Here is a 25,834-nt window from a genome sequence, read left to right on the forward strand (position 1 = left end):
CCTCTCTTAACTTGCATTATTCTGACATGATCTGGTCAGCGAATTCTCGATTCACCAATTCATCATAAGGTACTTCTTCCGGTAATTCGCCAGCTTCATCCATAATTGACTGAAGGTTGTTCCATCCTTCTTCGTTCACTAATGGAGAAGGTGCATAGGATCCTTGTTCGTTGTAATTGATGAATACTTGTTCAATGATTTCTAAAGAAGTATCTTCAAAAAATGGTTCGATAGATTCGGCAACAGTAGAAGGATCTTCCTCATTGATCCATTGTTGAGCTTTGTAAATAGCTCGAGTAAATTTCTCCATAGTTTCCGGGTCTTCATCGATAAAACTTTGCTTTGCCATATAAACAGTATATGGAACCTCACCAGATTCGGTACCAAACGATTCAATAATATGGCCAACTCCTTCTTCTTGAAGAAGTGTCGCTTGAGGCTCAAATAGTTGCACATAATCACCTGTTCCGGAAGCGAAGGCGGAGGTGATGTTCGCGAAGTCGATGTTTTGAATGAGTTCAAGATCGTTATGCGGATCGATATCATGCTGTTTCAGCACGTATTCTCCAACCATTTGCGGCATGCCGCCTTTTCTTTGACCTAGGAATGTACTTCCTTTTAAATCTTCCCATTCAAAGTCTTCAACGGGTTCACGAGAGACAAGAAACGTACCGTCTGTTCGGGTCAGTTGAGCAAAGTTAATCGGTGGGTCATTTGCTTCTTGGGCATAGACATAGATCGATGTTTCCGCTCCTACTAGTGCGACATCGGCACCATCAGACAGCAATGCTGTCATGGTTGTATCTCCACCCCATGTGGTTGTTAGTTCAACATCTAATCCTTCCTCTTCGAAAAACCCTTCAGAAATTGCTACGTATTGAGGTGCATAGAAAATGGACCGTGTAACCTCTGCCAATTTTACTTCTCTTAACTCTTCTTCCTGATCACAAGCTGTAAGTATAGCTACCGGTAAACACAATAGTAACAATAATTTTTTTAAACGAGACATGATGCTCCTCCTTCATAAATCTATAGTTATTTGATTAGATAACGTATGTGTGAATGGGCGGATGTGTGCGAAGGAATGAGAAAAAGATCAGACTGGGGTAGGAGACAGAAACAGACTAGAGATCGTTTAGAGAAAGCGGCATTTTCGATAAACTTAAATCAGCCGGAAAAAGATGGAAGTTTATGCGAGAGGAGACAAGAAAATGACTATTCACCTTCTTTTTATTACCATTACTGTTTCAAGACGTCGACGAGATGATCAGACGGAATCGCAAGTTGATATGAACAGTGGAGAGGAAAGATTAAGAGAGGAAAAAGCCAAGCATGGTAAGTTTTTCTTATAAATTATCTTTATATTAAGCAAATGAACAGGTGGGGGGGCAAATGAGGGTGTTGCTCCCTAAAGTAATCGTAATTAGCTCTGGATAGAGGGCATTGTTACTTAAATATGTAGAAAAGTGGATTATTTATCCAACCAATGCTCTTCCTCATACTTACTAGCAATAACAGCCTTTTCTCCTTGTCCAGAGTTGTTCAGCACTACCTAATTTACGTGATAAATCGACATTTGCAGTTGACAGACGATTAAATTTACGGTATTATTTTTGCGAACGGATACTCTTATCCTGAGTAGGCGGAGGGACAGGCCCGACGAAGCCCAGCAACCATCACCACTGTAAAAGGTGAACGGTGCTAACCTGCAGGACATATCTAACCGTATGTCTTGGTCGATAAGAGGTTAAAGGCGGATGGAACGTAACCTTTTCCTCTATTGGAAAGGGTTTTTTTATATTTTTTTGAGATCATTGGATTGGACCATTCTGCTGGGAGAACGAGTACCGTAGATGATGAAGCACATCCTAAAAATAGGATGGATGATACCAAGGAGGTACGTATTGTGGTAGGGAAAACGCGTTTATTTACATCAGAATCAGTAACAGAAGGGCATCCGGATAAGATTTGTGATCAAATTTCGGATTCTATTTTAGATGAAATTATGAAGAAGGATCCAAATGCTCGAGTAGCTTGTGAGACTTCTGTGAACACTGGATTAGTGTTAGTAGCAGGAGAAATTTCTACATCTACGTATGTGGATATACCAAAAGTAGTCCGAGAAACGATTAAAGGAATTGGTTATACAAAAGCCAAATATGGTTTTGATTTTGAAACGTGTGCTGTATTGACGTCGATTGATGAACAATCAGCTGATATCGCTTTAGGTGTGGATAAATCATACGAAGCTCGAGAAGGGCAAATGTCCGACGAAGAAATTGAAGAAATTGGAGCTGGAGACCAAGGATTAATGTTTGGTTATGCAGATAATCAAACACCAGAGTTAATGCCATTACCAATTTCTTTATCACATAAGCTTGCGCGTCGTTTAGCAGAAGTACGTAAGGAAAAAATCATTGATTACTTACGTCCTGACGGTAAAGTTCAAGTAACGGTGGAATACGGTGAGGACCAAAATCCAATTCGGGTTGATACGATTGTCATTTCTACTCAACATCATCCTGAAATTGAGTTAGCTCAAATCAAAAAAGATTTGAAGAAGGAAGTTATCGATTTTATTGTTCCTGAGGAATTATTAGATGAAAATACAAAATACTTTATTAACCCAACTGGTCGATTTGTCATTGGTGGGCCTCAAGGTGATGCAGGACTTACAGGACGTAAAATCATTGTAGATACTTATGGCGGATATGCTCGTCACGGTGGAGGAGCATTCTCTGGAAAAGACGCTACGAAAGTCGATCGTTCCGGTGCTTATGCAGCTAGATATGTAGCGAAAAACATCGTTGCCTCTGGTTTAGCGGATCGTTGTGAAGTCCAAGTAGCTTATGCAATCGGAGTTGCACAGCCAGTTTCCATTGCTATTGAAACGTTTGATACTGGAAAAGTAAGCGAAGATGTTTTAGTGGAAGTCGTAAGGAAGAATTTTGACCTGCGCCCTGCTGGAATTATAAAAATGTTGGACTTACGTCGCCCGATTTACAAGCAAACGGCAGCATATGGTCATTTCGGTAGAACCGATATTGAGTTACCGTGGGAACAAACAGATAAAGCCAACTTGCTAAGTGAACAAGCTTTAGAGTTAGCTGGTCAATAATAGAATAGGAAAAAGGGTGACTTAATAGGTAATAAACACCTATAGAGTCACCCTTTTTTGCTAGATAATTTATAAAGTTGACAGCTATCTTTACGCCACGCTTGTCAAGGGAAAACCACCTCCTTTCGAGTAGCACCTACACACACTTCATAGGTGCTACTCGGGGGTGGCTAAAAGATCACGCTGTATTTATTAAAAGACGCTACGCGTTTTTCTTAACCGCTTATATTCACTATACATTCTTCTCGAGTGATTTGTAATACTGCCCTTTTTCTACATAACCTTCGCGAATTCGCTTCATCTCAGCGATATCCTCGCTTGTTAAATTTCGGACAACTTTCGCTGGACGTCCAAGTGCTAATGTTCTTGGCGGAATTTTTTTACCCGGCGGCACAAGGCTGCCGGCGCCGATAAAAGCATCCTCCCCAATTTCCGCATTATCTAAAATAATCGAGCCCATGCCTATTAAGGCATTCTTTTCAATCACGCAGCTATGCAATACGCACTGGTGGCCAATCGTTACGCCTTCTTTTAATATTAATGGGTTGTTAGGGCTTTGGTGAAGTGTACTATTGTCTTGAACATTTACTCCCTTTTCTATAATTGTTGGAGCAACATCACCACGAATGACAGTGTTAAACCAAATGCTTGCCTTCTCATGGATTGTTACGTCCCCGGTAATCACAACATTGTCAGCTATGTAGGCACTCTCATTAATGACAGGCCACTGTTCTTTATACGGATATATAGCCAATATAGGTCACTCTCCTTATTTGAAGTTTATACTGCTAGTGTATCAAACGTAGGCTCGTGAAAGGAATAATTCTGAGATTTTCACTGGACTACTGCCACCCTATTACTTGACTATCAAACAGATCAGAGGGGAAAATACAGGGAAGTAAAGTTTATGGAGGGATCGAGATGTGGAAATGGGAGTTCCAAGGTGATCAAGTGAAAGGTGTGTTTGTAATTGTTCATGGTGCAGGGGAGTATCATGCACGTTACAAGTGGATCATTAGCCAATTGAATCACGCGGGGTATCACGTTTTAATGGGAGATCTGCCAGGACAAGGTGTAACTCAAGGACCTAGAGGACACATCAAGAATTTTCATGAATACATAGAAACAGTAAATACATGGTTAAAGAAAGCAAGAGAATATGATCTACCAGTCATACTTTTAGGGCACAGCATGGGAGGATTAATTTCAACGAGGGTGCTGATGGAAATGCCAGCAGCAAATTTGCCAAGTCTTGTAATTCTATCTTCTCCTTGTTTTGGTTTATACAATAAAACTCCGTTCAGTAAAAAACTCGTAGCAAATCTTTTACATCGGGTCATACCGACTTATCGAGTTCCAGCAGGACTTAAGAAAGGGACAGGCACAAGAGATGAAGTCATGCGAAAAAGAGACGCTGAAGATGATCGTTTAGTTAAAAGAGTAAGCTTACGTTGGTACACAGAATTAGAAAAATCGATGAAGTTAGTCCACGAACAGAAAGAAAGTTTTCCACAGGTTCCTCTTTTAGTCATGCAAGGAGGAGATGATCGGATCGTCAATAAATTCGAAGTGGAAAAATGGTTCAACAACATAAATACAAATGATAAATATTATAAGGAATGGAAAGGACTTTATCATGAGGTGCTTAATGAACCGGAAAGAGATCGTGTGCTAGCACATATGCTTGGATTTGTGACGATTCATAGACAATAAGCTGACAGCTATCTTTACGCCACACGCATCAAGGGAAGTTCGCCCTTGATGCTTAAATGATGGTGGCTTTAAAGATCACGATGTATGTAATAAAAGACGGCTATGCTGTTTTTCTAGTAGGATCTAAAATGATAAGAATTGACGGAGGAAAAGGAATGAATTTACCGAAGAAATCTTGGACGATGATGTATAAAATTTACAAGCACGTCATTCCTACAGTGCACGAGTTTATAACTGAGTGGCGTGAGCTAGCCGAGAAAATCCCAAACGAGGAGTTACGCTCGCAAGCGCTAATTAGTATTGACTCAAAAACGTTCCATTGCGAAGGTGGAGCAGTGTACGCACTGTTAAGTGGGGAAAACTTTCGCGAGGCCGTGCGATTTATCGTTGCGTACCAAACAATCAGTGATTATCTTGATAATCTTTGCGATCGGAGTACTTCGCAAAATCCGAATGATTTTCAGGCTCTACATTGGTCTATGCCGGATGCACTAACTCCTGATGCTCCAACGAGAGATTATTATCGTTTTCGTGAAGAAAAAGACGATGGAGGTTATCTAAAAACGCTTGTAAATACTTGTCAGGAATGTATCAAACGATTTCCTTCCTACTCTGCTGTTCATAGCGAGAATGTATCCTTATCAGAGATGTATAGTGATTTGCAAGTACATAAGCATGTAAAAGAACCCGACCGTGTTCCTCGACTGACGGCTTGGTTTCAAGGGTATCGCTCTAGGATGCCTGATATGGAATGGTTTGAGTTTTCAGCCTGTACGGGATCTACTCTAGGTATTTTTTGTCTGACTGCCTATGCTGCTGGCAAAGATGCAATGACTAAAGAAGAAGCAAATATTATTAAAAATGGTTACTTTCCGTGGGTACAAGGCCTCCATATATTAATGGATTATTTTATTGATCGAGAAGAGGATAAAGAAGGAGGCGATTTAAATTTTTGTTTTTACTATGAAACCGAAGAGGAAATGCTTCGCAGAATGGAACATTTTTTCCATGAGGCAGAGAAATCTTTGAAAAGTCTTCCTGATAGAGCCTTTCATCGTCTTATAAACAATGGTCTCCTTGCAATCTATCTTGCTGATGCAAAAGTGAAGCAGGACCCACAATTAAGAAAACAAGGTAACCGACTTATCCGAAGCGGCGGCGCCTCAACAGTGTTTTTTTATTTAAATGGGTGGGTGTACAGACAAGTAAGCAAAACATAAAAGTTTCTACGGGTTCTCACGGATTCTGCACAACCATCTTCAGACCCCAAGGGCGAGTTTCCCGAGGAGACTGAAAAAGGTGCCCGCACAGAGAGCATCCGCTAGTAGCAAATACGAGTACTTCCCTGGTTAAATTAAACGAATGATCTCGTCAAAACCTGCCCTATCGTTTCTCTATAGCAATAATAAATGGCGGATTGTTTCGTTGATTGGTAAATTGGTATTCTAGCACATGGTACTCATCTTGGCGAAGACCTCTTACAAAAGGTAATAGCGCTTCTTTTTCTCGTTTTCCTCCTTCATGTCCGTGATAAACAACGAGAACGATCATTCCTTCAGGAAGGAGGTTTTCCATTAAGTGATGAAGAGCGATGATTGTAGACTCTGCTGCAGTGACCACGTTTTTATCCGTGTCTGGACCGGGGAGGTAACCCAAATTAAAGATAGCTCCGCTAATGTTTTTATGATGGTTCTGTTCTAAGTGAGCGGTCAAATGATCATGACTATCATGAATTAGTTTGACCTGTTTTTCCACTCCTTCGTTTTCGAGCCTTGCTTGCGTAGACTTTATCGCTTTTTCTTGGATATCAAAGCTGTATACTTTTCCGTTTTCGCCAACGAGTTTAGCCAAAAACAACGTATCATGACCATTTCCCGCTGTAGCGTCAACCACGATAGCACCTTTCGAAACTGTTTTCATTAACAGTTCGCGTGCAAAAGGAAGGACTCCAGATAGTTTCATCCTCGTTTCTCGTCTCATTATTTGTCCTCTTTTCTAGCTAATCTCTTTTAATACTTCTATTACTTTTTCAATGTCCTTTTTCGAAACATCTAAATTCGTTGTGAATCGAAGTGACTCTGCCTTGTACTGAATAATTTTCACATTCTTTTGTGCTAATAGTTCGACCCACTCTTGAGCGGTTCTTGAAGATTGATCTGTTTCCGCAATGACGATGTTCGTTTCAACAGGGTGATTAACGGATAAGTCTGTATATGTGTTAATGGCCTCTGCTAACAGCACAGCATTCTGATGGTCCTCTGCTAATCGGTCAATATTAGAGCGTAAAGCCAGTAATCCGGCTGAAGCTAAAATACCTGCTTGACGTAAACCACCACCGAGCATCTTTCGTTTCTTCCGTGCTTTATGAATGAAAGATTGGTCCCCCGCGAGAATAGAGCCTACAGGTGCTCCAAGGCCTTTCGATAAACAGAATTGAACGGTATCCACATGTTGGGTAATTTCCTTTACAGCAACCCCACTAGCAACAGCTGCATTGAAAATTCTAGCTCCATCCATATGTACGGGAACTCCAACCTCTTTGGCAAAGTGGTGAACTTCTTTTAGATATTCGATTGGAAGAACCGCTCCGCCTCCACGGTTGTGCGTATTTTCGAGCCATATTAATCCCGTTTCCGGATGATGAACATCATCAGATCGAATGGCCGCCTTTAGATCTTTGATGGCTATTTGGCCACGATCGTGAGGTAATGTCCTGGATTGGACGCCGGCAAAAGCAGAAATAGCGGCACCTTCATAGATGAATACATGAGCATCTGTATCCATAATGACTTCTTGACCTAGCTGCGTATGTGCTAATACCGCTGCTTGATTTCCCTGTGTTCCACTAGTGACAAAAAGAGCGGCCTCTTTTCCGGTTATTTCTGCAGCATAAGCCTCTAATTCATTGACCGTAGGATCTTCTCCATATACATCATCGCCAACTTCTGCACGCGACATCATATCTCTCATTATTTGGCTGGGTTTTGTTAACGTATCACTTCGTAAATCAATCATTGTTTCACACACCTTTTATTTGTTTTTTATAGAAGGACACCAAAGAAAGCCTCTGTCCGGAAAGACATCGAGACCCTCTGTGCAAAAGGAAAAATTCTTTAAAAACTGAGGATTTTATAAAATTATCTTTCAATCTTAACAAAGCAAATACGGCTTTGTCTTTTATATTATCCTATCACAATACGTTTTAAGGAAGAGGAGAAAAGTTTAGTTTGTAAAAGAGAAAACATTTTTTATAAGACCAGAATTTATTAAAACATCGATTTTTTGGAGATTGTTATATTCGTCAAATAGAGATGCTCGAATCCGCTCTAGGGGGAAGCTTTCCGCGGGTTTTGGAATGTCCATTAAATTTTATATAATTGTAGTGTTATTCGCTATTCCATTCATCACGATGAAAATATTTAATCGCAAATTCCATATATTGAGTTTGTCAGAGATGAAGTAAAAAATCAGTATCTTAATTGTATAGTTTTGCCATGTATTGGTGATAAATAAGAGAAAGCTTTCTTGACACAGAGCGTTTGCATGCATACAATAGCAATTAATGAAGAGAATCTATGATGATCGAAAAATGTTGATAAGGATTAGTAATGATTGATCTGTGTTTCAGAGAGTTAACGGCTGGTGAAAGTTAACCATGGATCTTCATGAACTCACCTTGGAGTTGCAAAGGGGAAGACATTACCTTTTGTCGTATCGCCGACGTTACTGGCTTGGAGTGAGTGCATCAGATGCACTAACGTGGGTGGTACCGCGGGAAGGATAAGTCAACCTCTCGTCCCTAGTAAAGCTAGGGATGGGAGGTTTTTTTACTGTTTTACACTGCAGTGATAAATCGATAGGATAAAATATTTTTAGTTTTAAGGGAGGTTGTTGAGTTGGCTTTTAACCATCAACAAATAGAAGGTAAATGGCAGCAATATTGGGAAGAAAATAAAACATTTAAAACAGAAGATGATATGTCGAAAAAGAAATTTTATGCTTTGGACATGTTTCCATATCCATCAGGAGCTGGACTTCACGTTGGACATCCAGAAGGGTATACGGCAACAGACATCGTTTCACGTATGAAGAGAATGCAAGGATATAATGTCCTTCATCCAATGGGATGGGATGCTTTCGGCTTGCCTGCAGAACAATATGCTCTAGATACAGGGAAGCATCCGAAAGAATTTACGGAACAAAATATCAACACCTTCCGGCGACAAATTAAGGCACTTGGTTTTTCCTATGATTGGGAAAGAGAAATCAATACAACGGATGAATCTTATTATAAATGGACGCAATGGATCTTTTTACAGCTTTATAAAAAAGGATTAGCGTACGTAGACGAAGTAGCTGTTAATTGGTGCCCGGCACTGGGAACTGTGCTTGCGAATGAAGAGATTATTGATGGCAAGAGTGAACGGGGAGGGCACCCTGTTGAACGTCGTCCGATGAAGCAGTGGATGCTTAAGATTACGGAGTACGCTGACCGCTTGCTTGAGGATCTGGAAGATCTTGATTGGACGGAGAGTATCAAAGATATGCAACGAAATTGGATTGGTCGTTCAGAAGGTGCTGACGTACATTTTACACTTACTAGCACTGGCAAAACGATAACCGTCTTCACGACACGCCCTGATACTCTCTTTGGAGCTACTTATCTTGTACTGGCTCCTGAACATAAGTTTGTGGAGGAAGTAACAACCGATGCTCAGCGAGATAAAGTGAAAGCTTATCAAAAGAAAGTAGCCACGAAAAGTGATCTTGAAAGAACAGAATTAGCCAAAGAAAAAACAGGTGTTTTCACAGGCGGTTACGCCACACATCCAGTAACGGGAGGAAACGTACCTGTATGGATTGCCGACTATGTTCTTGTTAACTACGGAACAGGGGCGATTATGGCTGTACCAGGACATGATGAGCGCGACTATGAATTTGCGAAAACATTCGATCTTCTAATTGAAGAAGTGGTTGCTGGTGGCGATATTTCCAAAGAAGCATATGCAGGAGATGGTCCTCACATAAATTCGAAATTTCTTAATGGACTGGAAAATGAAGAGGCTATTTCGAAAATGTGTGACTGGCTGGAAAAAAGCGAAAAAGGAGAACGAAAAGTAACGTATCGCCTTCGTGACTGGTTATTTAGTCGTCAACGTTACTGGGGAGAACCGATTCCGATGATTCATTGGGAAGACGGATCGATGGAGCCTGTTCCTGAAGAGGAACTCCCATTAACCCTTCCAGAGATGGAAGAATTCAAACCATCGGGTACAGGAGAATCTCCTCTAGCTAATAATGAGGAATGGCTTTCAGTAACCGATCCTAAAACAGGGATGAAAGGTCGCAGAGAAACGAACACGATGCCGCAGTGGGCAGGAAGCTGCTGGTATTACCTTCGCTATATTGATCCGAACAATGATGAACAGCTTGCCGATCCGGCAAAATTAAAACATTGGTTGCCGGTTGATACGTACATTGGCGGAGCGGAGCACGCGGTACTTCACTTGCTTTACGCTCGTTTCTGGCATAAGGTTCTCTATGATATTGGTGTAGTTCACACGAAAGAGCCGTTCCAAAAATTATATAACCAGGGAATGATTCTTGGTGAAAATAACGAAAAAATGAGTAAATCCAAAGGGAATGTGGTTAACCCGGATGATATCGTGGAGTCGCATGGTGCTGACACGCTTCGCATGTATGAAATGTTTATGGGACCACTGGATGCTTCGATTGCTTGGAACGATAACGGTCTTGATGGAGCACGTCGATTCTTAGACAGAGTCTGGCGTTTAATGATCAATGGGGAGGATAACTTGAATCCATCTATCGTAGATGCGCAAGGTACGGTTGAGATGACAAGAGTTTATCACCAAACTGTGAAAAAAGTGACAGATGATTTTGAATCACTTCGTTTTAACACAGGTATTTCTCAAATGATGGTATTTGTGAATGAAGCGTATAAACAGGATAAACTTTCAAAGAGTCATCTTGAAGGTTTTGTGAAACTACTTTCTCCGGTAGCGCCTCATGTGTGTGAAGAACTCTGGACGCGTCTTGGTCATATGTCTTCATTAGCATACAGTACATGGCCTGTGTATGATGAATCGTTGCTTGTTGAAAACGAAGTCGAAATTGTTGTCCAAGTGAATGGTAAAGTTCGCTCCAAGCTGAAAATAGCCAAGGATGCAACTCGGGAATTAATGGAAGCAGAAGCGGTAAAAATCGATAAAATTCAAGACGAAATTAACGGTAAACAAGTACGAAAAGTTATTGCTGTACCTGGAAAACTCGTTAATATTGTAGCAACGTGATAAAAACCTAACTAAAACCCCCAATGGTGCAATTGCACCATTGGGGGTTTTAAATGTAAATAACTGGGGGGATAATCCCCCCAGTATTTGGGATCTGTCGCCAGCTCCATTTTTATCACGATTATCTTCGCATTATATTTATTAGGAAGTAATCGGGTTATAAACTCCATGCTGCCGACTGTCCAGCTGTGTAACCTGTGGAAAAGGCAACAGTAATATTATATCCACCTGTGTATCCGTGAAGGTCTAGCACTTCTCCGCAAAAAAATAATCCTTCCATTAACTTGGACTCCATTCTTTTTGGATGAATTTCTTTCACACTAACTCCACCGCCAGTAACAAATGCTTTCTCAATCGATAACGTACCTGTAGCGGTTAAATAAAATCCTTTCATCCGGCTGACTAATAAACGAAGTTTTTCGTGAGGGATAGAAACAAAAACGTCTGAAGGATCAATGGCTGCCTGGCTCAAAAGGATTGGGGCTAATCTTTCCGGAACAAAGCCCGAGATACTATTTTTGATAGCCTTTTTAGATTGTTCGCCAAGTTGTCCAAGTAATCGTTGAAAAACCTCTTCCAGGCTTTCTTCAGGAAACAAATCCAATTGTAGGGGAACATGGCTTCCTTTGTATTTCTTTTTTGCCTTCACGACATATTGACTGCATCGAAGTCCAATAGGACCTGAGATTCCGAAATGTGTGAAGATCATATCTCCTTCGTGCGTTTTAATTATTTTTCCTTTTTCCGGATCAAGCACACTCAGTTCGACATTACGTAAAGAAAGTCCCTGCAATGTTTTATTTTTTATGATTGCATCGCTGCAAGTAATGGGAACTTCGGTCGGATAAAGGTCTGTGATGGTATGTCCGGCTGCTTTGGCCCATGGATAGCCATCTCCCGTAGAACCAGTGTGAGGTACGGACATTCCACCAACAGCTACAATGATTTTTTTCGCTTCAAGCGTCTCTCCATCTACTAGTTTAATTCCAGTAACTTTTTTCGCTTCCTGATCAAATAGAAGCTCAGAAACTTCTGTACTTTTTCGAATATCAACGTTTAAAGTTTGAATGCGGTTCAATAAAACTCGAACAACTTCCACAGCTTTATCATTTACTGGAAACATCCGGCCTCGATCTTCTTCTTTCAGTTTAATGCCGAGTCCTTCAAAGAAAGTGATGATATCTTCATTATTAAATACGGAGAAGGGACTGTACATAAAGCGACCATTACCGGGAATATGCCGAATCAGTTCTTCAGCTTCGGCACGGTTAGTAACATTACAACGCCCTCCGCCAGAAATAGCAAGTTTTCTTCCAAGTTTTTTCCCTTTGTCTACGAGCATTACTGAGGCACCGTTCTCAGCAGCAGCTACAGCTGCCATTAGTCCAGATGGACCACCGCCTATTACAATTACATCTGTCATTCTCAACACCCTTTATAGTATGAGGATCGCTTCATCCAAGCGTTTAAATAAAAAACTTGCGTAGCAACTCATTTATTCGTTCTAGTTGATTCTACTCGGACAAGGGAGTTTAATTCAAGTTTCTAAGAAAAACGGCATACCGTATTTTGTTAAATACAGCGTCAGCTTCCGCCTCCATTCGAGTAGCACCTACGTAATGCGTGTAGGTGCTACTCGAATGGAGGGTGGGTTTCCCTTGATACGCGCGGCGTGAAGGTAGCTGCTAATTTTATAAATTCAAATCTTGTAAAAAATAAATAAACAATAAATAGCACATAAATAACAGTAAATACTCTTGAATATGTCCAAATATGCTCATTTATATGGATGAGAAGACGTCACGTTTAAAATTGTACAATATTTTTCGAGAAACTCTATTTTAATTCTATTTTGGATGTGATACACTTCATGAGGAAGAAAGAATGACACTTAATTTTAAAATTACTGAGAGGAGGAGATGCAAATGTTTCAAAGCTTGAAAAGTAAGCTAGAAGCAAAGCGAGCAGTTTGGTCAGAGGGTACTCAGCAACGGATCGCAAAACATGCAGAAAAAGAAAGAAATGAAGCACTATTTCAAATGAAAAAAAATGAGAGAGTGCAAACTTTACTAAATACGGAGGTTGAGAAGTACCTGAGAACGGTGCATCCTACTTTTTTACTCAAGCCAGAAGTTCACCGAGCTCTTTTAAACATGTTGCATGCTCGCTCTGAAGGTACTGTTAGTATAAGCATGACAATGACAAGCGAAATGAGAAAAGCTTACTCTTTTTATCACAATGAGCTCAAGATATTTATTAGCTTGTTGGAAAGAAAAGGATTCGCCCTAGCAGGATATGAAGACACATTCTTAACGACTTTGTTGACGAAACTAAGAGAAAATAATTATCGTTCGTGTCTGGAATTGTACGGAGATTTCGTTCCAGAAGGTTCAACGTTAACCGAAGCTTTTGATCTATATTTTGAAGTTGTCGAGAAGGAATTCAAGTATAACAGTGGAAGTGTTGATTTCTTTGCGATCTACTTGAATCACAAGAACATCGTTGATTTTACGTGGACGAAAAGTCGTTTAAAGCGAAAGCTTAAGCAATATGAAAAAGATAATAAACAGGAGTTTAAACTTAAGCAATTAGAAAGAAAGTTGAAGGATATTAGCTAATAACTGGAAGACACTCTATAATGGGTGTCTTTTTTTTACAAATATTATATAAGTTGACAGCTATCTTTACGCCACGCGTGTCAAGGGAAACCCACCCTTGACACTTAAATGATGGTGGCTAAAAGATCACGCTGTATTTAATAAAAGACGCTTTGCGTTTTTTTTATGCTCTTTTTACTTCGGAATCTTATCGTGTTACATTTAATGTGTACATAAAGGAGTGTTGAATATGACAAGATCAAAGTTACTCATGGTCGGTGCTGGCAGGATGGCTGAAGCTATTCTTTCGGGAATTGTCAAAAATAAAAAGAATAGTTTTGAGATAATAACAGTAACCAATTCCACGGATAAAAAGAAACTGGAGCAGCTGAAACATAAATATTCCATCCAAGCTTCCGGAGATTGGGAGAGTCAATTGGCTTCTCATGATATTATTTTACTTGCTACACCACCTCATACACATGAAGACATTCTAAAGAAATTAGCCTCTAAAATCGATGGACAATTAATAATAACGGTAGCTGCCGGAATCGATCCGAGTTTTATGGAAGAACGTCTTCCTAGAGGAACTCCGGTATGTTGGATCATGCCAAATACGGCTGCACAAGTAGGTCAATCAATGTCGACGTATTCTTGTGGGAAATACGTGGATAAATCGCATAGAAAGATTCTCTCTGAAATATTGTCTTCCATTGGAGTTTCGGAAGAATTTTCAGAACAGCATGTTCATGACTTAACGGCTATCACTGGAAGTTCACCAGCTTTTGTATATGCATTTGTGGAAGCTTTGGAGGAATCGGCTATAGGATACGGTGTTTCGTCCGAGCAAGCGAGAAAACTTGTGGTCAATATGTTCAAGGGATCGATAGCGATGTTGGAGGAAGGTCATGATCTGAAAGATCTTATACAACAGGTTGCTTCTCCAGGTGGATCAACTGCGGAAGGGTTGGAAGTATTAAAAAAACTAGATTTTTCTGCAATCATCAAGCAGGCAATTACTGCAACAAATAATCATGCACGGGGATAAGGAAGGCGGATTTGATTACCGTTCTGCCGAGAAGGAGGAATAATGATGTTAAAAAAGATCTCTTTATCTACTCAATCGAGAGATGAAATGAAAGATGTGACAATGGAAGTAAAACAAGTTGTCAAGGAAAGTGGTATTCAACAAGGTGTCGTCTATGTATACTGTGCTCATACAACAGCTGGAATAACTATTAATGAAAATGCCGATCTAGATGTGAAATCAGATATGCTTATGCGATGGGATGAGGTTTATCCGTGGAATCACGCTAAGTATCAGCATGCAGAAGGAAATACCGCTTCACATCTTAAAGCGAGTACGGTTGGTGCTTCCCAAACGATTATTCTTGAAAAGGGTGAACTTATTCTAGGAACGTGGCAAGGGATTTATTTTTGTGAATTCGACGGTCCAAGAAATAGAAACATGTTCGTGAAAGTAATGGAGGGATGATGGGAGGGTTTTCATACCTCTTACTTAAAATATATGATAAAATGCTATCAGTGTATTTGAATTTATCATAGTGGGAGTTTACTAAAGATGTCTGATAAGCAATTAATTCGTGGGACCATGATTTTAACAGCAAGTATTTTTTTGACAAAGATGCTCGGACTTATTTATATCTTTCCTTTCCAGGCACTTGTAGGCCCTACAGGACTGGCTTTATATGGATATGGGTATACCCCTTACACGGTACTTCTGAGTCTTGCCACTCTTGGGGTACCTCTTGCGGTTTCTAAATTTGTATCCAAGTACAATGCTTTAGGCGATTATCGTACAGGACAACGCTTATTAAAATCTGGTCTGATTGTTATGACGGTTACAGGATTTATTGCATTTCTCCTATTATTTTTTCTGGCTAATCCCATAGCAAATCATATTTTAGATCCAAATGACTTAAAGGGAAATTCGATTGCGGACGCAGTGTTTACGATCCGAATGGTGAGTGTAGCGTTAATCATTGTTCCATTTATGGCGATTATTAGAGGTTATTTTCAAGGTCACCAATCCATGGGACCGACAGCTATTTCTCAAGTAGTCGAACAAATCATCAGGATTATTTTTATCCTTGTACTTGCTTATTTTATTCTAGAAGTTTTCGATGGCAGGATGGCTACCGCAGTTGGTTTTGCGACCTTTGGAGCGTTTGTTGGGGCGTTGGGGGGACTTGCTGTACTTCTTTTTTATTGGAAAAAACGAGCGCCAAGTCTGCAAAAGCAGATAGATGAAAGCACAATTGATCATCAAATCCCTTTACGTAAAATGTATAAAGAGTTATTTGCGTATGCACTGCCAATCTCGTTTGTTGGCTTAGCGATACCATTATACCAGACGGTGGATTTGATGACGTTTGTTCCAGCTATGAGAGAGTTAGGATTTACACAAGATGTTGCTGAAAAATATTACGGGACCTTCTCGCAAGCGTCTCATAAACTTATTTTAATCCCTGTTTCCGTTGCAACAGCGATGTCTCTTACTATTTTACCTACCGTAACAAATGCTTTTATAAACAATGAAACAGATAGGCTGCAACGAACGATTACACAAACCTATCAAATTATTTTATTTTTGTCGATCCCGTCTGCTGTCGGTTTAATGGTTTTATCAGAACCAGTATATGCTGCTTTATACCCCGGGACTCCAAACGACTTGGCGGTCGGATCAGAAATATTACGAGTTTACGCACCAGTTGCCATAGCATTTTCTATTTTTGCTGTTACAGGGGCATTATTACAAGGAATTAACCAACAGAAATATGCAGTACTCGGTTTGGTTCTAGGGATTGTTTTTAAGTTTGTCTTTAATGGTATTTTCATTTCCCTGTTTGCGGCTACTGGAGCAGTATTGGCGACGGCTATTGGTTATTTGCTCGCAATTTCAGTAAATGTGTGGGCTATTGGAAAATTTGCGGAGTTTAATTATTCCTATGTGTTAAAACGATTTATGCTTATTTTAATTTTCTCCGTCATTATGGGAGCGGTAGTTGCCTTCTTGAATTACGGATTTCAACAACTATTTCCGTTAGAGACTTGGTTAAACGCCTTGTTAGTTCTTCTGATAACTGTAGGATCAGGTGCTGCCGTATATTTCAATTTAAGTATACGATCAGGAGTGGCTGGTCAAATTCTAGGAGACAGATTTACGATTTTAAAAAATAAGAAATAAAAAAATGCTTCAAGCGTATTTGCTTGAAGCATTTTTTAGTTCATCCATTGTTCTGCCCAGGTTTGCACTTGATCCATCGTGGATTCAAGGGCTCGCCCTTTTTCTGTGAGTTGGTACTCAATTCGAACAGGTGTTTCCGGGTACACACTGCGTGCAACCAAACCGGCCTCTTCAAGTTCTTTTAACCGATCAACGAGCATTTTATCGCTCATACTAGGTATTATTGCAGATATATCACGAAAGCGTTTTGAGCCTTGTAGTAGAACACGAATGATTAATCCATTCCATCGTTTTCCTAATAGCTGAAACGCGGATTCAAACTTTGGACACATTTTAGTTTGTTCCATCATCTCACTCCTTGTCTAGAAGATCTTCAGCATAGTATATCATAGTTCACTTGACTTTAGTAAGTACATGGGTTAATGAACTAACTAAATCATAGTTATGCAAGATTAATTCATTAATTTAAAATAATAAGTAGTTTAAGTTTTTAAAAATAAAGGAAAAGCAAATATGACAGATCAGTTTTCAAACGTTTAATTATTATTTTAAAGGAGCAGGATAGAAAATGACAAAAGTATTAATTCCTTTTTACAGCACATACGGACATATTCACACGATGGCAAAAGCAGTAGCTGAAGGCGCGGCAGAAGTGGAAGGCGCAGAAGTGAAAGTTGTGAGAGTAGAAGAATTTGAAGCTGTTAAGCAAGCAATGTCAGCTCAAGATGCTTATGTGCAAGCGCAGAAAGCACAGGAAGATATTCCTGTAGCAACGCATGACGACTTAAGATGGGCGGATGGCGTAGTATGGGGAATTCCAACACGTTACGGTTCGATGCCTGCTCAAATGAAACAATACTTAGACTCTGCAGGTGCTTTATGGATGAATGGAGAACTTGAAGGAAAAGCAACAGGGATTTTTACAAGCACAGGCTCTATTCACGGAGGGCAAGAAACAACGGCCATCACTTCACTAATACCGTTATTGCACTTTGGATTTATTTATGTAGGTCTTCCTTATGGGCAAAATCCTGAGCAATTAACTACAGACGGTATTGGCGGCTCTCCATACTCTGCATCAACTGTTGCTGGGGCAGACGGTAGTGCACAGCCGGACGAAAGAGATCTAACGATGGCTAGACGCCTTGGTAAAAGAGTTGCAACGGTAGCTAAAGCATTAAAAGAATAATGAAAGAACTGTCATAAAAAAACGTAACTTATTTTAGACGAGGAAGAACCAAAAGGAGTTTTTCACCTTTTGGTTCTTCCTTATTTTAATGCTTTTTAGGAAACTGGAAACAAAATAATAAAATATATCGTATGATATCGTATTTTACATAGATAAAGGTATATAATTATCGTATAAATTAGAAGGATAGATTCTTTTGTATTTAAGAAAAGACGCTACGCGTTTTTCTTAAAGGAAGGAAGTCTCTTTTAGACTTGAAGACTCTCTGCTATAATGTAAGAATTAGTATGGGCGATGCTCATCGTGGAGGTGAACGCCTTGGAAGATGAAAATTCCAGAAAGCTTTTTATAGATTGGTATATTATTGCAAGTATTCTCACGCTCGGACTTTTTGGATTAGTGATGGTGTATAGTGCTAGTTTTGTGCAAGGGTATCAAATGTCTGAAGACAATATATCGTATTTTTTTGATCGTCAGCTACTGTGGTTAATCATTTCTATAATATTTTTTACAATTTTTATGTTTTTTCCTTATAAACATTACCGGAAACTTTCACCATGGATTGTGATAATAGCGATATTTTCGTTAATATTAGTAATGATTCCAGGTGTTGGAATAGATGTTAACGGAGCGCAGCGGTGGATTTCGGTGGCTGGATTTCGGATTCAACCGTCGGAATTTGTCAAATTAGGCTCTATTATTTATTTAGCTTATGTTTATTCACGTAAACAAGCTTATATAAATAAATTTTTAACGGGGGTACTTCCGCCTTTAGTGGTCGTCATTGTCTTTTTCGGCCTGATCATGCTGCAGCCGGATTTAGGTACAGCAACCACCATTGTACTCGTAGCTGGTTTATTAGCATTTTGCTCCGGAGCCAGAATGCTACATTTGATTTCTCTTGGTTCTCTTGCATCTTGGGCGCTATTTCATTATGCGCAGTCCGAAGAATACAGGATGAATCGATTAATTGGTTACAGGGATCCATTTGAACTAGAGCAAACAGAAGGGTTTCAGTTAGTGCAATCCTATATTGCCATTGCGCACGGTGGACTTTCCGGAACGGGATTAGGGCAAAGTGTACAAAAGTTATTCTATTTACCGGAAGCTCATACAGATTTTATATTAGCAATTGTGAGTGAAGAGTTAGGAGCCACTGGAATCTTGTTTGTCTTTACATTTATGTTTTTTATCATCGGGCGTGGTGTGTTAATTGGTGCACGATGCAAGGATACCTTTGGCAGTTTGTTAGCGTTTGGTATCGTATTTCAGTTGGCTATTCAAATGATTTTCAATGCTTGTGCGGTTAGCGGACTTCTTCCAATTACAGGAATTCCATTTCCGTTTCTCAGTTATGGAGGATCGTCGTTATTGGTGACATTTGTTTCGATGGGAATACTAGCAAATATATCAAGGAAGACGGAAAAGGATCGGCAAGAAGAACCACTTGACAGAGATGAGATTCTTGCTGGGGAAGTTACTAGTGATGTGACACGAATGGCATCATCACATAGAAGTAGATAATTTGGAAAGTTTTAGAGGGTGAATAGATGCAAGAGCGAAAGAGTGCGTTTCAACAATTAGATTATTCATTATTGTTTTTTTTGTTTGTGTTAATGTGTTTCAGTTTAGTAGCAATATACAGTGCCAGTACTTCGACTGTAGAGCAATATGGTATGGCTCCAACGCATTATGTTAGACTTCAAATTATTTGGTTTGGGATTGGCGTCATTTTAATGCTTGGCGCGATGTTGGTAGATTATGATTTATTTAAAAATTTCTCAATTCCTTTGTATATACTAGGTTTGGGATTGTTATTAGTTGTTCATTTTTTTGGTGATGAGATTAATGGCGCCCAGCGGTGGATTACCGCACCTGGTTTACCCAGATTTCAACCATCCGAATTCGTTAAAATATTTGTAATTATAGCTTTAGCACATTTGATTTACACGATAACTAAAGTACCAAAAGAAAAATCTTTCAAGAATGATCTCCTTGTCGTCGGAAAAATTCTTGCAGTGGGTCTTCCGCCTTTTGCATTGATTTTAGTACAACCTGATTTAGGAACTGCATTAGTTATTGCAGCAATTATTTTTATTATGATTTTAATGGCCGGTGTTACTTTTAGAATGTTAGGGTTAATGGCAGCTTTAGGAACTGGATTTATTGGTTCTATGGTATGGATGCACAATAATCACTTTGCTTTCTTCTCAACATATCTCATTGAGCCCCATCAACTTAGTCGAATCTATTCATGGCTAGATCCTGGTGCCAATATAGGAGCAGCTGGGTACCAACTGTATCACGCGATGCAAGGTATTGGTGCTGGACAATTATACGGAACTGGTTTATTTGAAGGAGTTAAAGCACAAAGTGGAGCTATTCCTGAATTGCATACAGACTTTATCTTTGCAGTAATAGGAGAAGAATTTGGTTTTGTAGGTGCTACGGTGCTTATCGTAGTCTATTTCCTGCTACTATACAGACTAGTGATTATTGCTTTTACTTGTAACAATACCTTTGGGACTTATCTAGTTGCGGGAACGCTAGGTCTTCTTGTATTCCAAATTTTTCAAAACATTGGTATGACAGTTGGATTAGTTCCTATAACTGGACTTGCGTTACCTTTTGTAAGTTACGGTGGAAGTGCATTGATTACTAATATGCTAGCGATCGGGATCGTTCTTAATGTAAATGTCAGGACGAAGCATTATATGTTTGGTGAAGAGGAATAGAGGGGGGATGACTCAATAGGTCTTTAATGACCTTTAGAGTTATCCTTTTTTCATGTATTATGATAGCAGGACGATGGAAAGCGAGCGGTAATTCTTCCGAACAGACTTCGATGACAACAAAGCAACAAATTCACCAAATTAGATATAAAAGTTTTTTAAAGATTGCAATGGAGTTTTTCTTAAGTTAAAGAAATGAGGGATTTATTTTGCGTACTGACAAGCTTTTAGCAACAATGGGATTTGGATCTAGAAAAGATGTAAAAAAGATTCTTAAACAAGGGCTATTTTCTGTGAATGGAGAAATTGTGAAAGACGGAAAAAGGCATGTGAATACAGTGACAGATATTCTCAAATATTCTGGCGAGGTTATTGAATACAGGGAAACGATTTATATTATGTTGAATAAACCAAAAGGTTATGTTTCAGCGACAGAGGATAAAACTGAAAAGACTGTTATAGATATTTTACAGCCTGAAGATGCATTGTTTGATCCCTTTCCGGTTGGAAGACTTGATAAGGACACAACAGGCTTATTGTTGTTAACGAATGATGGAAAACTGGCACATCAGCTTCTGTCTCCAAAGAAAAAGGTTGATAAACGGTATATAGTACATTTGGATTTACCGATTAATGAAGAAGATATTTTAGCTTTGGAGCAAGGAGTTACATTAGATGATGGGTATACAACCAAACCAGCAAAAGTAGAATATAAAGCGGAATCTAATGCTTCAGTGGCTTATATTACAATCCAAGAAGGGAAATATCATCAGGTAAAGCGAATGTTTCAGACTAGGGGGAAAAAGGTCATCGAGTTAAAACGGGAGAGAATGGGGTCTCTTGTTCTGGATAATGAGTTGGAACTTGGAGAATATCGTGAATTAACTCCTGACGAACTTGAAGAACTAAGAAGTCATCAAGGTCATGAATCATAATGATTGAACATTATGCAAGTTTGTTTTCTGTGACTTATGAATCTAAACAGTGCTAGGCTCAAGGAGAAAAACTCCTTGAGCCTTAACATTATAACTGTGTATAAAATTAAACATACTTTTAGAGGATTAGAAAGCTAGCTATCCTATTATTAAAAAGATAATAGCTCTAATTAGGGATTCTTTTATGAAACCTTGATTTTCCTGTTCGTAGTTGTCCAAACACCGCGTTGATGACTGGCAACCAGATCGTTATATTCTAAAACATTAAGATCGCGTTGGACAGTTCTTTCGGTGATGCCGAATTCTTCCACTAATTCTTTTGTGGATGCACTTCCTTGTTTTCTAATGTAAAGGTAAATGGATTTAATCCGAGTCAACATTCTATTCGTTGATGGCTTCAAAAAACCACTCCTTCTCCTCAGTGAAAGTCAAATACTCCATGTTCAAGGTTTCAGGTCAATGTTTCTTTCGGCATTTAGATGAGAGGCGCATGTAAAAATTCTTTTTTTTAGTTGTAGCTTTAATTATTAACACTTCATTTCTCAAAAGTATAAAAATACATCTCGCATGATTATTAATAAAAAGCTTTCAAAAAAACCGAAGAAGTATCAGTAAAACTCCAGGCAAGTAAAGCCTGTATTTAACTGATGTTTAAAAGCATCTCCACCCTCCTTTGCTTTAAGTTTACCCGAACACGGAATCGGGGTAAAGTAATCTTTGTTTGAATATTGTTAATTGTTTGTAATGTTTTTTAACATCGCTTATATTTGGATTCTTTTTCTTATCATTAGAAAAGAGTATACTAATACTTGGAATATCCCAGTTAGGACGTGAAATTATGATAGATTGGAACCAAGAAGTCTTGATTAGAAAAGCAGAAATTATCAAGGAAACCCAAACATTTCTTCAAATAGAAAGCGTCTTAGATGAAGGGACTGCAACAGAGAATGCTCCTTTCGGTCAAGGGATAAGACGAGCTTACGATTGGCTTTTACAGAAAGCAAAAAATGATGGTTTTACAGTGAAAGATTTGGATGGTTACGCAGCACATATTGAATACGGAGAAGGTGCTGATATTGTTGGTGTCTTATGTCATATTGATGTGGTGCCCGGGGGAGACAATTGGACGACTCCTGCATTTTCAGCAACCATTCGTGATGGAAGCATATTCGCACGGGGAGCATTGGATGACAAAGGACCGACAATTTCTTGCTACTATGCGTTAAAAATTGTTAAAGAAGCTGCAAACAAACTTGGAAAAAGGGTTAGAATAATTATAGGAACCGATGAAGAAAGTCAATGGCGATGTGTTGATCATTATTTTAAACATGAAGAAATGCCTTTGATTGGATTCGCACCGGATGCCGACTTCCCTATTATATATGCGGAGAAAGGTATTTCTAATATTGAATATTCAATGAAAATGCATGGCAAGGGAAAAATACATTCATTTGAATCAGGTGATCGATTAAATATGGTACCTGATCAAGCAAATGCTAAGCTTGATCATTTATCAACTGTAGAAGAACAAAAACTAGAACAAAGTTTTTATGAATTTGTGCGTGAACATGAAGTAAGTGGAAAGTTTTCAAAAAGTAAAGGCTGCTTGGATGTGATTATAGAGGGTGTTTCTGCACACGGAGCTGAGCCTGAGGAAGGGGTAAATGCAGGGCTTTACCTTGCATGCTTCCTAACAAAATATGTGTCATTAACTGAACAAGAGAAACGCTATTTAAAGACGTTAAAAGATTACTTTTTCAGAGATTCCCAAGGGGCAAAACTAGAAGTTTCTTTTAAAAATGAGGAATTAGGCGATCTTACAATAAATGTGGGGAGGATGAGTTATTTCAGCGGAAAAAACGCTAGTATAGGAATAAATGTCAGGTATCCGGAAGGTGCCTCGTATGAAGTATTAAAAAAAATAATAGATGAGAAGCTCGGCAAAGAAGGATTACGTTTTATCACTCATAGTCATGAGGAACCCCATGCTTTAAATAAAACGCATGAGCTTGTTCAGAAGTTGTCTAAAGTATATGAGAGACAAATGGATAAGAAGGCATCCCTAATAGCAATCGGAGGGGGAACATACGCAAGGTCTCTAGATGCTGGAGTTGCATTTGGACCGCTTATGCCAGGTGAAAAGGATACTGCTCATCAGGCAGATGAATGTATATCGATAGACAATCTTTTAAAGATGACCGCTATTTATGCCGATGCTATTTATGAACTAGCTAAAAAAGAAGAGCAATAGATATAGAATGACAATCTCTTTATAATGTTGTTTGGAAGAATCCTCTAGCCCCCCCAGAGCGTTCGTTTGCTCGTGAGGCTCGTGGATCCATCCACGGAAAGCAAGCAGTTATTCTTCCAAACAATTTTCGATAATAATCAGGCAACTAATTAAATTAATTATTCAAATTGAAATAAATCGGTAGAGAGATATCTTTCACCTGTGTCACAAGCAATGGCCACGACAACATCATCTGGTGAGAGGCGCTTTGCTACTTCCAAAGCAGCAAAGCATGCTGCCCCAGAGGAAGGTCCGACGAGAATACCCTCTTCTTTAGATAAACGATGTGTTATGTTATAGGCATCTTCATCAGAGATTTTAAAAATCTCTTGATACACGCTCTCATTTAAAATTGGTGGGATAAATCCTGGGCTAGTGCCTACAAGCTTATGTGGTCCAGGCTTGCCGCCGGATAATACAGGAGATCCTTTAGGCTCAACTACATGAATAGTTGCGTCAGGATATTCCTTTTGTAATTCTTCTCCCGTACCAGTAATTGTTCCACCAGTTCCAGAAGCAGCAACGAAGGCAGATAACTTTTTGCCTATCTGATTCATTCCGTCTTTAATTTCAGCAGCAGTCGTATGGCGGTGAGCATCTGGATTAGCTGCGTTTTCAAATTGCATCGGCATGTAACTATTAGGAATCTCTTTCACTAGTTCATGTGCTCGATCTATCGCCCCAGGCATTTTTTTGTCACCAGGTGTTAGTTCAACTTTTGCGCCGTATGCTTTTAAGAGATTGATTCTTTCTTGTGACATCGTGTCAGGCATGACAAGAATTGATTTGTAACCTTTAGCGGCTGCTACCATTGCTAAGCCAATACCGGTGTTGCCGGAAGTAGGTTCAATGATTATTGATTGATTATTGATAAGCCCTTGTTTTTCAGCATGATCAATCATATTAGATGCCGCTCGATCTTTTACACTTCCACTCGGATTCATAAATTCTAATTTCAAGTATACTTGTGCTCCAGTTGTAGGAGCTAACTTTTGCAACTTAACTAAAGGAGTTTCTCCAATTAGTTCTGCCATATTATTTACTACTTTCACGCGTGTCATCCTTTCTTGTTTCAACGTTACGTATAATTGACTATACATATTTATAAACTATGATTAAGCTATATTGTATCACAGCTTTTTAGACTATAAAAAGGAGGAGACATCATGGCTACATCACATACATTTATTGGTATTCCAATTAACAAGAAACTACAGGAAGAAGCGAAAAAATTACAAGAAACATTTCAATTATCCACATATTTCAAAAAAATCGTGAATAATTACGATTTTCACGTGACATTATTATTTCTAGGTGGTTGGAATCCAGAGAAAAAGGTATTATTGTGGGAAGGTCTAAAAAAAACACTTGCAAACAAAGAAGAATTTACACTAGACTTCTCAAAGATAGAAACTTTCGGAAGTTCTAATAAACCAAGTGTTTTTCATATATCTCCAAACTATTCAGACCATCTTTTCGAGATTCAATCTCTCATACATAAGGAAGCCATTCAACTTGGGTTTGAAAGAGTAAAACGAAGATATAGCCCACATGTAACGTTAGCGAAAAAATGGAAAGACTCAGGGCGTTCCTTGCCTTGCGAGTGGAACTTCCCATTAGAGATAGAATTAATAAAGAATTCCGTGGAAAAAGTTTCTTTATACGAGGTATATCCCTCAAAAGAACCTATGTATAAAGTTCTTTCCTCAATAACACTGCAAAAAGGGATTCAATGAGA

Annotated in this window: 23 protein-coding genes, 1 riboswitch and 1 other annotated feature; of the genes, 15 read left to right on the forward strand and 8 right to left on the reverse strand. The window is 39.1% G+C overall.

What is annotated here, in order from left to right:
* Window positions 1-16 precede the first annotated feature (16 nt).
* Window positions 17-1,009: an ABC transporter substrate-binding protein gene (locus tag CEF18_RS01175; protein WP_110934779.1), complete on the reverse strand. Its 993-nt coding sequence runs from the start codon at window positions 1,007-1,009 to the stop codon at window positions 17-19.
* Between the two features lie 202 nt (window positions 1,010-1,211).
* Here CEF18_RS01175 and CEF18_RS01180 point away from each other — a divergent pair, with 202 nt between their 5' ends.
* Together CEF18_RS01180 and metK are read left to right on the forward strand one after the other, a co-directional pair.
* A complete protein-coding gene (locus tag CEF18_RS01180; RefSeq protein ID WP_183041093.1) occupies window positions 1,212-1,352 on the forward strand; it encodes a YrzI family small protein in 141 nt (46 codons plus the stop codon).
* Between the two features lie 274 nt (window positions 1,353-1,626).
* Window positions 1,627-1,746, forward strand: a riboswitch (SAM riboswitch).
* A gap of 160 nt (window positions 1,747-1,906) precedes the next feature.
* Window positions 1,907-3,118, forward strand: coding sequence for a methionine adenosyltransferase (metK, locus tag CEF18_RS01185; RefSeq protein WP_110937548.1), 1,212 nt, complete (start codon window positions 1,907-1,909; stop codon window positions 3,116-3,118).
* A gap of 232 nt (window positions 3,119-3,350) precedes the next feature.
* On the opposite strand, the gene CEF18_RS01190 is transcribed toward metK, so the two are convergent.
* The gene (locus CEF18_RS01190; RefSeq protein WP_223292204.1) at window positions 3,351-3,872 is read right to left on the reverse strand and encodes a gamma carbonic anhydrase; all 522 of its coding nucleotides are present in this window, start codon (window positions 3,870-3,872) and stop codon (window positions 3,351-3,353) included.
* A gap of 167 nt (window positions 3,873-4,039) precedes the next feature.
* Between CEF18_RS01190 and CEF18_RS01195 the strand changes: the two genes are divergently transcribed.
* A complete protein-coding gene (locus CEF18_RS01195; protein WP_110934781.1) occupies window positions 4,040-4,831 on the forward strand; it encodes an alpha/beta hydrolase in 792 nt (263 codons plus the stop codon).
* A 155-nt stretch (window positions 4,832-4,986) separates the two neighbouring features.
* Window positions 4,987-6,051, forward strand: coding sequence for a tetraprenyl-beta-curcumene synthase family protein (locus CEF18_RS01200; protein WP_110937550.1), 1,065 nt, complete (start codon window positions 4,987-4,989; stop codon window positions 6,049-6,051).
* Window positions 6,052-6,214: 163 nt separating this feature from the next.
* Here CEF18_RS01200 and CEF18_RS01205 read toward each other — a convergent pair whose 3' ends face one another.
* Both CEF18_RS01205 and ltaE read right to left on the reverse strand, forming a co-directional pair.
* Window positions 6,215-6,793 (reverse strand): tRNA 5-(aminomethyl)-2-thiouridylate-methyltransferase MnmM, encoded by a 579-nt coding sequence (locus CEF18_RS01205; RefSeq protein WP_110937551.1) that lies wholly within the window; start codon window positions 6,791-6,793, stop codon window positions 6,215-6,217.
* Window positions 6,794-6,826: 33 nt separating this feature from the next.
* Window positions 6,827-7,846 carry a low-specificity L-threonine aldolase gene (gene ltaE / locus CEF18_RS01210; RefSeq protein ID WP_110934782.1) on the reverse strand — a complete coding sequence of 340 codons (1,020 nt, stop codon included), beginning with the start codon at window positions 7,844-7,846 and terminating at the stop codon, window positions 6,827-6,829.
* Between the two features lie 568 nt (window positions 7,847-8,414).
* Window positions 8,415-8,635: a binding site (T-box leader), on the forward strand.
* A gap of 92 nt (window positions 8,636-8,727) precedes the next feature.
* On the opposite strand from ltaE, the gene leuS reads away from it, so the two are divergent.
* On the forward strand, window positions 8,728-11,145 hold the full coding sequence (gene leuS / locus CEF18_RS01215) for a leucine--tRNA ligase (RefSeq protein WP_110934783.1): 2,418 nt from the start codon (window positions 8,728-8,730) through the stop codon (window positions 11,143-11,145).
* A gap of 157 nt (window positions 11,146-11,302) precedes the next feature.
* On the opposite strand, the gene CEF18_RS01220 is transcribed toward leuS, so the two are convergent.
* On the reverse strand, window positions 11,303-12,568 hold the full coding sequence (locus CEF18_RS01220; protein WP_110934784.1) for a BaiN/RdsA family NAD(P)/FAD-dependent oxidoreductase: 1,266 nt from the start codon (window positions 12,566-12,568) through the stop codon (window positions 11,303-11,305).
* A gap of 502 nt (window positions 12,569-13,070) precedes the next feature.
* On the opposite strand from CEF18_RS01220, the gene CEF18_RS01225 reads away from it, so the two are divergent.
* From CEF18_RS01225 to CEF18_RS01240, 4 genes are all read left to right on the forward strand, one after another.
* Complete coding sequence (locus CEF18_RS01225; protein WP_110934785.1) at window positions 13,071-13,763, forward strand: hypothetical protein; 693 nt, start codon at window positions 13,071-13,073, stop codon at window positions 13,761-13,763.
* Window positions 13,764-13,992: 229 nt separating this feature from the next.
* Window positions 13,993-14,790 carry a pyrroline-5-carboxylate reductase gene (proC, locus tag CEF18_RS01230; protein WP_110934786.1) on the forward strand — a complete coding sequence of 266 codons (798 nt, stop codon included), beginning with the start codon at window positions 13,993-13,995 and terminating at the stop codon, window positions 14,788-14,790.
* A 45-nt stretch (window positions 14,791-14,835) separates the two neighbouring features.
* Window positions 14,836-15,237 (forward strand): secondary thiamine-phosphate synthase enzyme YjbQ, encoded by a 402-nt coding sequence (locus tag CEF18_RS01235; protein ID WP_183041092.1) that lies wholly within the window; start codon window positions 14,836-14,838, stop codon window positions 15,235-15,237.
* Between the two features lie 87 nt (window positions 15,238-15,324).
* Window positions 15,325-16,950 (forward strand): putative polysaccharide biosynthesis protein, encoded by a 1,626-nt coding sequence (locus tag CEF18_RS01240; protein WP_110934788.1) that lies wholly within the window; start codon window positions 15,325-15,327, stop codon window positions 16,948-16,950.
* Between the two features lie 35 nt (window positions 16,951-16,985).
* Here the strand turns inward: CEF18_RS01240 and CEF18_RS01245 are convergent, their stop codons facing one another.
* A complete protein-coding gene (locus tag CEF18_RS01245; RefSeq protein WP_110934789.1) occupies window positions 16,986-17,297 on the reverse strand; it encodes a winged helix-turn-helix transcriptional regulator in 312 nt (103 codons plus the stop codon).
* A gap of 221 nt (window positions 17,298-17,518) precedes the next feature.
* Between CEF18_RS01245 and wrbA the strand changes: the two genes are divergently transcribed.
* From wrbA to CEF18_RS01265, 4 genes are all read left to right on the forward strand, one after another.
* Window positions 17,519-18,139, forward strand: a complete 621-nt coding sequence (gene wrbA / locus CEF18_RS01250; protein WP_110934790.1) for an NAD(P)H:quinone oxidoreductase — start codon at window positions 17,519-17,521, stop codon at window positions 18,137-18,139.
* 318 nt (window positions 18,140-18,457) lie between these two features.
* Window positions 18,458-19,663 carry a putative lipid II flippase FtsW gene (gene ftsW / locus CEF18_RS01255; protein WP_110934791.1) on the forward strand — a complete coding sequence of 402 codons (1,206 nt, stop codon included), beginning with the start codon at window positions 18,458-18,460 and terminating at the stop codon, window positions 19,661-19,663.
* A 26-nt stretch (window positions 19,664-19,689) separates the two neighbouring features.
* The gene (gene rodA / locus CEF18_RS01260; RefSeq protein WP_110934792.1) at window positions 19,690-20,874 is read left to right on the forward strand and encodes a rod shape-determining protein RodA; all 1,185 of its coding nucleotides are present in this window, start codon (window positions 19,690-19,692) and stop codon (window positions 20,872-20,874) included.
* A gap of 206 nt (window positions 20,875-21,080) precedes the next feature.
* Complete coding sequence (locus CEF18_RS01265; protein WP_183041090.1) at window positions 21,081-21,806, forward strand: pseudouridine synthase; 726 nt, start codon at window positions 21,081-21,083, stop codon at window positions 21,804-21,806.
* Between the two features lie 182 nt (window positions 21,807-21,988).
* Here CEF18_RS01265 and CEF18_RS01270 read toward each other — a convergent pair whose 3' ends face one another.
* Window positions 21,989-22,207, reverse strand: coding sequence for a DeoR family transcriptional regulator (locus CEF18_RS01270; protein WP_110934794.1), 219 nt, complete (start codon window positions 22,205-22,207; stop codon window positions 21,989-21,991).
* Window positions 22,208-22,644: 437 nt separating this feature from the next.
* On the opposite strand from CEF18_RS01270, the gene pepV reads away from it, so the two are divergent.
* Complete coding sequence (gene pepV, locus CEF18_RS01275) at window positions 22,645-24,057, forward strand: dipeptidase PepV (protein WP_110934795.1); 1,413 nt, start codon at window positions 22,645-22,647, stop codon at window positions 24,055-24,057.
* A 158-nt stretch (window positions 24,058-24,215) separates the two neighbouring features.
* On the opposite strand, the gene cysK is transcribed toward pepV, so the two are convergent.
* Window positions 24,216-25,148, reverse strand: a complete 933-nt coding sequence (gene cysK, locus CEF18_RS01280; RefSeq protein ID WP_110934796.1) for a cysteine synthase A — start codon at window positions 25,146-25,148, stop codon at window positions 24,216-24,218.
* Window positions 25,149-25,262: 114 nt separating this feature from the next.
* On the opposite strand from cysK, the gene thpR reads away from it, so the two are divergent.
* Window positions 25,263-25,832 (forward strand): RNA 2',3'-cyclic phosphodiesterase, encoded by a 570-nt coding sequence (gene thpR, locus CEF18_RS01285; RefSeq protein ID WP_110934797.1) that lies wholly within the window; start codon window positions 25,263-25,265, stop codon window positions 25,830-25,832.
* Window positions 25,833-25,834 lie beyond the last annotated feature (2 nt).

The organism is Salipaludibacillus neizhouensis (assembly GCF_002886185.1).
Taxonomy (GTDB): Bacteria; Bacillota; Bacilli; order Bacillales; family Salisediminibacteriaceae; genus Salipaludibacillus; species Salipaludibacillus neizhouensis.